This is a genomic window from Streptomyces sp. NPDC057638, from assembly GCF_042800315.1.
In the GTDB taxonomy this organism is placed as follows: domain Bacteria; phylum Actinomycetota; class Actinomycetes; order Streptomycetales; family Streptomycetaceae; genus Streptomyces.
In genome coordinates, this window is record NZ_JBHVHF010000346.1 from 1 (window position 1) to 7,569 (window position 7,569).

At 73.5% G+C, this 7,569-nt stretch carries 7 protein-coding genes; 3 read left to right on the top strand and 4 right to left on the bottom strand.

Going from position 1 to position 7,569, the window contains the following annotated elements:
- Positions 1-34 precede the first annotated feature (34 nt).
- Both ACFVIM_RS30360 and ACFVIM_RS30365 read right to left on the bottom strand, forming a co-directional pair.
- Positions 35-478: an ATP-binding protein gene (locus ACFVIM_RS30360; RefSeq protein WP_384308066.1), complete on the bottom strand. Its 444-nt coding sequence runs from the start codon at positions 476-478 to the stop codon at positions 35-37.
- 297 nt (positions 479-775) lie between these two features.
- Positions 776-1,375 (bottom strand): HdeD family acid-resistance protein, encoded by a 600-nt coding sequence (locus ACFVIM_RS30365; RefSeq protein WP_384308068.1) that lies wholly within the window; start codon positions 1,373-1,375, stop codon positions 776-778.
- Between the two features lie 73 nt (positions 1,376-1,448).
- On the opposite strand from ACFVIM_RS30365, the gene ACFVIM_RS30370 reads away from it, so the two are divergent.
- The gene (locus ACFVIM_RS30370; protein ID WP_384308071.1) at positions 1,449-2,231 is read left to right on the top strand and encodes an enoyl-CoA hydratase/isomerase family protein; all 783 of its coding nucleotides are present in this window, start codon (positions 1,449-1,451) and stop codon (positions 2,229-2,231) included.
- 39 nt (positions 2,232-2,270) lie between these two features.
- Here the strand turns inward: ACFVIM_RS30370 and ACFVIM_RS30375 are convergent, their stop codons facing one another.
- Together ACFVIM_RS30375 and ACFVIM_RS30380 are read right to left on the bottom strand one after the other, a co-directional pair.
- Positions 2,271-2,924, bottom strand: coding sequence for a DJ-1/PfpI family protein (locus ACFVIM_RS30375; protein WP_384308073.1), 654 nt, complete (start codon positions 2,922-2,924; stop codon positions 2,271-2,273).
- Between the two features lie 107 nt (positions 2,925-3,031).
- Positions 3,032-3,988: a GlxA family transcriptional regulator gene (locus ACFVIM_RS30380; protein WP_384308076.1), complete on the bottom strand. Its 957-nt coding sequence runs from the start codon at positions 3,986-3,988 to the stop codon at positions 3,032-3,034.
- 113 nt (positions 3,989-4,101) lie between these two features.
- Here ACFVIM_RS30380 and ACFVIM_RS30385 point away from each other — a divergent pair, with 113 nt between their 5' ends.
- Positions 4,102-4,971 carry a hypothetical protein gene (locus ACFVIM_RS30385; protein ID WP_384308079.1) on the top strand — a complete coding sequence of 290 codons (870 nt, stop codon included), beginning with the start codon at positions 4,102-4,104 and terminating at the stop codon, positions 4,969-4,971.
- Between the two features lie 151 nt (positions 4,972-5,122).
- On the top strand, positions 5,123-7,516 hold the full coding sequence (locus tag ACFVIM_RS30390; protein ID WP_384308082.1) for a Tex family protein: 2,394 nt from the start codon (positions 5,123-5,125) through the stop codon (positions 7,514-7,516).
- The last annotated feature ends 53 nt before the right edge of the window (positions 7,517-7,569 follow it).

A 7,569-nucleotide genomic window follows, 5' to 3' on the forward strand; every position in this document is an offset into this window, starting at 1 on the left:
CCCACGGGCGGGGCCACCCCGAGGGCCGGGCCGGTCAGAACGGCAGCTCGGCCCAGACGACCTTGCCGCCGTGCGCGGTGTGCTCGGCGTCGAAGGCACCGCCCGCCTCCCGTGTGATCTCCCGTACCAGCAGCAGGCCCCGCCCACCGGTCCCGGCCCGGTCGCACTCCAGGACCGACGGGCGGTAGGGGTGGTTGTCCTCGACGGAGACCCTGACCCGGCCGCCGCGCACGGCGACCTCGACCCCGATCCGGGGGGAGAGTACGGCCGCGTGCCGCACCGCGTTGGTGACCAGTTCGGAGACGATCAGCAGCAGCCCGTCCAGGGCCTGCGGGGCGAGCGGTACGCCCTGCCGTCGCAGCAGATCGCGGACGGCGTGCCGGGCACGCGGTACGGAGACATCATCGGCGGGAGCGGTGAACCGCCACACCCCCTCGTACGCCAGTGGCCGGGCGGGGACGCTCCCGAGGCTCTCCATTGTCCGGTACCCACCCTCGGCTCGACTGGCACTGACCCTGGAGTAAACAGTGTTGGCTCCGGAGGTCACCGGAGCCGGGGCACTGAACACAAGTCAGCGAGAATCGACACGTTCTGACCACCTGGTGCGCCAAACCGTCACACCCTCGACCACTCCCGCCCTCGCGGGGGGGCGTGGGACGGCCGGACGGACAGGGGCGGGATATGGACAGCCCGATGCGCGGACGGCCGGGCGGCGGACCGGCGGCTGAACCGGCGGACCGACCGACGGTTGAATCGAACGGACGGACGGGCCGCGCTACGCCGGAGGGTCGGAGACCGGGGGGTCGGAGACCGGGGGGTCGGAGACCATACGGACGATACGACGGCCGCCCACCCCGATGGCGATCAGCCCGAGCCCGTCGAAGAGCAGCGCCAGCGAGAAGAAGAGCCCCAGGACATAGCGGCTGCTCTCGGGCCAGTTGGCCAGGACCAGGATGCCCAGCAGCAGGCCCACCGCTCCCTGGAGGAGCGTCCAGCCGAACTGCGGCCCCCGTACCACCAGCGCTCCCATCAGCCGGAAGAGCCCACCGGTCAGGAAGAGCAGCGCGGCGAAGAGGGTCAGGGTCTCCGCCGATCCCTCGGGATGGCGGATGACGACCACCCCGGCCGCGATGTTCAGCGCCGCGACCACCACGGCCAGCCAGAAGTAGTCGCTGCCGCGCGACTCGATGGCGTGGATCAGCCCCACCACCCCGCCGATCAGCAGCAGCCAGCCGAAGAGCAGCATCGAGGTGAGGGTGGCGAGCCCGGTGTAGACCAGGCCGACGATGCCCGCCAGGACCAGGATGGCGCCGAGGGCGGCCAGCAGACCGAAATTGCGCTTGAGCCGCTTGGGCTCCGACGCGGTACCAGCCATCGCTACCTCCTCGCGGCGGCCCCCGTTCCCCTCCTTGATCGTAGGTCCGTCACGGGCGGATAGCATCCGGCGCATGCAGACTCAGCCCACGGCCCGGGTCGGGCACACGGTGACGGACGGGGTGGCCACCGTCGTCCTCGGCAATCCCGCCAAGCGCAACGCCATGACCACCGGCATGTGGCGGGCGCTGCCCCCGCTGCTGGACGGACTGGCGGCCGACCCCGGGGTCAGGGCCCTGGTGCTCACCGGAGAGGGTTCCACCTTCTGCGCCGGGGCGGACATCGCGTCGCTGCGCGAGCCGGGCGGGCCGCCGGGCGCGGAGTCCCCGCAGTCGCTCTCGGTACGGGCGGAGGAGGCCCTGGCCGCCTTCCCCAAGCCGACCGTCGCGGTGGTACGGGGGCACTGTGTGGGCGGGGGCTGCCAGCTGGCCGTCGCCTGTGATCTGCGGCTGGCGGCCGAGGGGGCGCTGTTCGGGGTGACCCCGGCGAAGCTGGGGATCGTCTATCCGGCCACCACCACCCGGCGGCTGGTCTCGCTGGTGGGGCCGTCGGCCACGAAGTACCTGCTGTTCACGGGCGAGCTGATCGGTACGGCCCGCGCGCTGCGGACCGGGCTGGTGGACGAGGTACTGCCGGAGGAGGAGCTGGACGCCCGGGTCGCCGAGCTGACCGGCGTCCTGACCGTACGGTCCCAGCTGACCCAGGCGGCGGCGAAGGAGTTCGTGGCCGGGCTGGGCGGCCGGGAGGCCCACTGGGCCGAGCGCGCCGCCGAGCAGGCACGCGAGGGCGGTGACACCACCGAGGGCGTCACCGCCTTCCTGGAGCGGCGGGCGCCGCGCTTCACCTGGAGCGTCTGAGCGGCCGGGCCCGTCCGGCTGAGGGCCGGGCCCCCCGGCTCAGACCCCGCTGACCGGGTTCTTCGCGTCCGCCGCGACGGCGGCGCGCAGCTTGGCGACCAGTTCGGCCGGGGCCTTGTCGACCGAGCCCGCGTCGTACGGCGGCTGCGGGTCGTACTCCAGCAGCAGTTGCGCGGTCTGGGCCAGTTCGTCGCCGCCGATGCGGCCCATCAGGGAGAGCGCCATGTCGATGCCGGAGGAGACCCCGGCCGCCGTGACGTACTTGCCGTCGAAGACGACCCGCTCCTTCGACGGTACGGCGCCGTGCCCGGCCAGGTCCTCCAGCACCAGCCAGTGGCTGGTGGCGCGCCGTCCCCGCAGCAGCCCGGCGGCGCCGAGCACCTGGGAGCCGGTGCACACGGAGGTGGTCCAGGCCGAGGTGGCGTCCACCGCGCGCAGCCAGGTCAGGATCTCCTCGTCCCGCTCGACCTGGTCGGTGCCGGGTCCGCCCGGGACGAGCACGATGTCGGGGGCGGTCACCTCCGCCAGGGGCCGCTCGGCGAGCAGCGCGAGCGAGCCCTGGTCGCCTCGGACCAGTCCGGTCTCCTTGGCCACGAAGACGGTCTCGGCGCCGGGGATCCGGCCGAGGGCCTCATAGGGGCCGATGGCGTCAAGGGTGGTGAAGTCATCGAAGAGGAGGATGGCGATCTGCATGGGAACCTCTCATCTCATAAGGAACATCAAGGGATGGAACGGGTTGGCTTGACGGGCGCCACGGCTCAGCGGAGGAGCCGGGCGGTCGGGGCAGGGGCGCCCGGCGGTCAGGCCGCGCCGCGGAAGCGGCGGCGGTACTCGGCCGGAGGCGTGCCGAGGGTCTTCACGAAGGCGCGCCGCAGGGCCTCCGGGGTGCGGTAGCCGGCCGAGCGGGCGATGGCGGCCACACTGTCGCTGGAGTCGGTCAGCAGCCGGCAGGCGTGTTCGACCCGGACGCGTTCGACATAACGGCCCGGGGTGACCCCGGTCTCGGTCTGGAAGGCGCGGGCGAAGTGGCGCGGGGAGAGCCGGGCCCGGGTGGCGAGCGACTCCACCGACAGGTCGGCGCCCGGGTGTTCGGTGATCCAGCGCTGGACCTCGCGCAGGGGTTCGCGCTTCGCCGTCTGGGTCGCGAGGGCGGCGCTGAACTGGGCCTGGTTGCCGGGGCGCCGCAGGAAGACCACCAGATGGCGGGCGATGGTCTGGGCGACCTCCCAGCCGTGGTCCTCCTCGACCAGGGCCAGGGCCAGGTCGATCCCGGCGGTGACCCCGGCCGAGGTGGACACGGTCCCGTCCCGGACGAAGATCGGGTCCGGGTCCACCTCCACCTCGGGGTAGTCACGGGAGAGGTCGTCGCAGAACGACCAGTGCGTGGTGGCGCGCCGTCCGTCGAGGAGTCCGGCGGCGGCCAGCAGCAGCGCCCCCGTACAGACGGAGACCAGGCGTTCGGCGCGCGGGCCGTGGGCGCGGAGCCAGTCGACGAGGCGTGCGCTGTCGGAGTCGGGATCGCCGCCGGGGACGATGAGCGTGTGCGCGGCGGGCGCGTCGTCCAGCGCGCCGTCCGGCACCAGGGTGAGTCCACTGCCGCAGCGCACGGGACGGCCGTCGGTGCTCGCCGTGCGCAGGCGGTACGCGGACGGGTCGCCCAGGACGGCACAGGCGCCCGCGAACACCTCCATCGGGCCCGCCACATCGAGGCTCTGGACGCCGTCGTGGAGGACGACGACAACGGTTCGCTCGCTCATGCGTCCATGCTGTCCCGGAGCCGGTGATGGCCGCAATGACGAGTCTCCCACCTATCCGGCCATCGGGGCGGGTGGCCCCCCCACCCGTACCAAGCGGTCGGTAACCTCCTTCCATGACCACCGACTTGACGCCGGCCCGTGCGGGCCGCCGCTGCCAGGACCCCCTCAACACCCTGCACGCCACGGTCTACTTCTCGCCCGACACGGCCCGGGAGCTGGACGCCCTCGGCGTCACCGGCTGGGGCGCGGCCTACTTCGCCACCCGGGCGGCGGCGATGGGCGCCGTGGGACCGGGCCCGGTCACCGCCGCCTTCTACAACTTCAGCCATGACCACATAGCCCGCTTCCTGCCCTCGGTGTGGGAGTCCGCCAGCCCCGAGAAGGTGCTGGCCGCGCGGTGGCGGGCGGCGGACGCGACCCTGCGCCGGCTGCTGGGCGAGGAGGTGCTCGCCGCCGCCCACCTGACCGAGGCCGCCACGCTCGCGGCGCGGGCCACCGAGGGCTGCTCCCGCCCCGGCCGCCCCCTCTACGCGGCCCACGCCGATCTGCCCCGGCCCGACGAGCCGCACCTGGCGCTCTGGCACGCGGCGACCCTGCTGCGCGAACACCGGGGCGACAGCCACACCGCGGCACTGCTGGCGGTGGGCCTGGATCCGCTGGAGGCCGTGGTGAGTCACACCGCCACCGGCCGGGGCATGTCCCCGCGCTGGGTGCTGTCCACCCGGGGCTGGCGGCGGGAGGACTGGGACGCCGCCGCCGCCCGGCTGCGCGAGCGGGGACTGCTGGACCCCGCGGGCGCGCTGACGGCCCAGGGCACGGCGGTACGGGCGGAACTGGAGGCGCTGACGGACCGGCTGGACAGTGGGCCATACACACACCTGGGCGCGGCGGGGGTGGAGCGGCTCACCGCGCTGGGGCGCGAGCTGGCCGGCCGCGCGCTGTCCGCGGGCGCCTTCCCGGCGGACCTCGTCGGCGCCGAGTAACCTTCCCCGCGCACCGGTGCGGACCGGCGCGGCGACCGGCCCGGGCGGGACGGGGGAACGGACCCACGGGGTGGGGCGGGGACAGCCGGAAGGGGCACGGGGCAGAATGCAGGCTCAAGCACAGCCAGCAGGGAAGGCGAGTCGGGTAACCGTGACGACGTCCATCGAAGGCAGGATCGCCGAGGAACTCGGCGTACGCGAGCGACAGGTCAAGGCGGCCGTGGAGCTGCTGGACGGCGGCTCGACCGTCCCGTTCATCGCCCGTTACCGCAAAGAGGCGACGGAGATGCTCGACGACACGCAGCTGCGCACGCTGGAGGAGCGGCTGCGCTATCTGCGGGAGCTGGAGGAGCGGCGCACCGCGATCCTGGACTCCGTACGGGAGCAGGGAAAGCTCGACGCGGAGCTGGAGGCCCGGATCCGGGCCGCCGACACGAAGGCGCGGCTGGAGGACATCTACCTGCCCTTCAAGCCCAAGCGCCGCACCAAGGCGCAGATCGCCCGCGAGGCGGGTCTTGAGCCGCTGGCCGAGGGGCTGCTGGGGGATCCGTCCGTGGATCCGCCGGCCGCCGCCTCGGCCTTCGTCGACGCGGACAAGGGTGTCGCCGATCCGGCCGCCGCGCTGGAGGGCGCGCGGGCCATCCTGACCGAGCGGTTCTCGGAGGACGCCGACCTCATCGGCGAGCTGCGGGAGCGGATGTGGACGCGCGGCAGGCTCGCCGCGAAGGTGCGCGAGGGCAAGGAGGAGGCGGGCGCCAAGTTCGCCGACTACTTCGCCTTCGCCGAGCCCTTCACCGAGCTGCCCTCGCACCGGGTGCTGGCGATGCTGCGGGGCGAGAAGGAGGAGGTCCTCGATCTCGCCCTGGAGCCGGAGGGCCCCACCGCCTACGAGGCCGCCATCGCCCGCCGGTTCGGTGTCGCCGACCGGGGCCGGCCGGGCGACCGCTGGCTCGGGGACACCGTCCGCTGGGCGTGGCGCACCCGGATCCAGGTCCATCTCGGGATCGATCTGCGGGTACGGCTGCGGACCGCCGCCGAGGACGAGGCCGTCCGCGTCTTCGCCGCCAATCTGCGCGATCTGCTGCTCGCCGCGCCCGCCGGGACGCGGGCGACGCTGGGCCTGGACCCCGGCTTCCGTACGGGGGTGAAGGTGGCCGTGGTCGACGCGACCGGCAAGGTCGTGGCCACCGACACCATCCATCCGCATGTCCCGGCCAACCGGTGGGAGGAGTCGCTGACCACCCTCGCCCGGCTGGCCAGGGAGCACGCGGTCGACCTCGTCGCCATCGGCAACGGCACGGCGTCCCGGGAGACCGACCGGCTCGCGGCCGAGCTGCTCAGCCGTCACCCGGAGCTGAAGCTGACCAAGGTGATGGTGTCGGAGGCGGGCGCCTCGGTCTACTCGGCCTCCGCCTTCGCCTCGCAGGAGCTGCCCGGTCTGGATGTCTCCCTGCGCGGCGCGGTCTCCATCGCGCGCAGGCTCCAGGACCCGCTCGCCGAGCTGGTCAAGATCGATCCCAAGTCGATCGGCGTCGGCCAGTACCAGCACGACCTGTCCGAGGTGAAGCTCTCCCGTTCGCTGGACGCGGTCGTCGAGGACTGTGTGAACGGTGTCGGTGTGGACGTCAACACCGCCTCCGCGCCGCTGCTCGCCCGGGTCTCCGGCATCGGCCCGGGGCTGGCCGAGAACATCGTCGCCCACCGTGACACCCACGGCCCCTTCCCCTCCCGCAAGGCCCTCAAGGACGTCTCCCGGCTCGGCCCGAAGGCGTACGAGCAGTGCGCGGGCTTTCTGCGGATCCGGGGCGGCGACGACCCACTGGACGCCTCCAGCGTCCACCCGGAGACCTATCCGGTGGTGCGGCGGATCGTGAAGGAGACGGGTGGTGAGGTCGCCGCGCTGATCGGCAACACCTCCGTGCTGCGCTCGCTGCGCCCCGACGCGTTCGTGGACCAGACCTTCGGCCTGCCGACCGTGACGGACATCCTCCGGGAACTGGAGAAGCCCGGCCGCGACCCGCGTCCGGCGTTCAGGACCGCGACCTTCAAGGAGGGCGTGGAGAAGATCGGCGATCTGACGCCGGGGATGGTCCTGGAGGGCGTCGTCACCAATGTCGCCGCGTTCGGCGCGTTCGTGGACATCGGTGTGCACCAGGACGGGCTGGTCCATGTGTCGGCGATGTCGAAGACGTTCGTGAAGGACCCGCGCGATGTGGTGAAGCCCGGTGATGTGGTCCGGGTGAAGGTGCTCGACATCGACATCCCGCGCAAGCGGATCTCGCTGACGCTGCGGCTGGAGGACGAGAGCGCGCCGAAGGACGGCGGCCGGGAGCGCGGCGACCGGGGCGAGCGGGGTGAGCGCGGCGGACGCCGGGCCCGCGAGGAGCGCGGTGAACGCGGCGGCGGCGACCGGGGCCGGGGCGAACGCGGCGGCGAACGCGGCAACCGGGGCGGCGGCAAGGGCCGGGGCGACCAGCGGCCCGCGCCCGCGCCCGCGAACAGCGCCATGGCGGACGCCCTGCGCCGGGCGGGCCTGACCCGCTGAGTCCTGTCCGGATAGGACCCATCGGCCGCCGGGCCACGCACGAGGGTGCGGGG

Coding starts and splice junctions, on each gene's coding strand:
- ACFVIM_RS30360 (WP_384308066.1), bottom strand. CDS start 478: ATGGAGAGCCTCGGGAGCGTCCCCGCCCGGCCACTGGCGTACGAGGGG.
- ACFVIM_RS30365 (WP_384308068.1), bottom strand. CDS start 1,375: ATGGCTGGTACCGCGTCGGAGCCCAAGCGGCTCAAGCGCAATTTCGGT.
- ACFVIM_RS30370 (WP_384308071.1), top strand. CDS start 1,449: ATGCAGACTCAGCCCACGGCCCGGGTCGGGCACACGGTGACGGACGGG.
- ACFVIM_RS30375 (WP_384308073.1), bottom strand. CDS start 2,924: ATGCAGATCGCCATCCTCCTCTTCGATGACTTCACCACCCTTGACGCC.
- ACFVIM_RS30380 (WP_384308076.1), bottom strand. CDS start 3,988: ATGAGCGAGCGAACCGTTGTCGTCGTCCTCCACGACGGCGTCCAGAGC.
- ACFVIM_RS30385 (WP_384308079.1), top strand. CDS start 4,102: ATGACCACCGACTTGACGCCGGCCCGTGCGGGCCGCCGCTGCCAGGAC.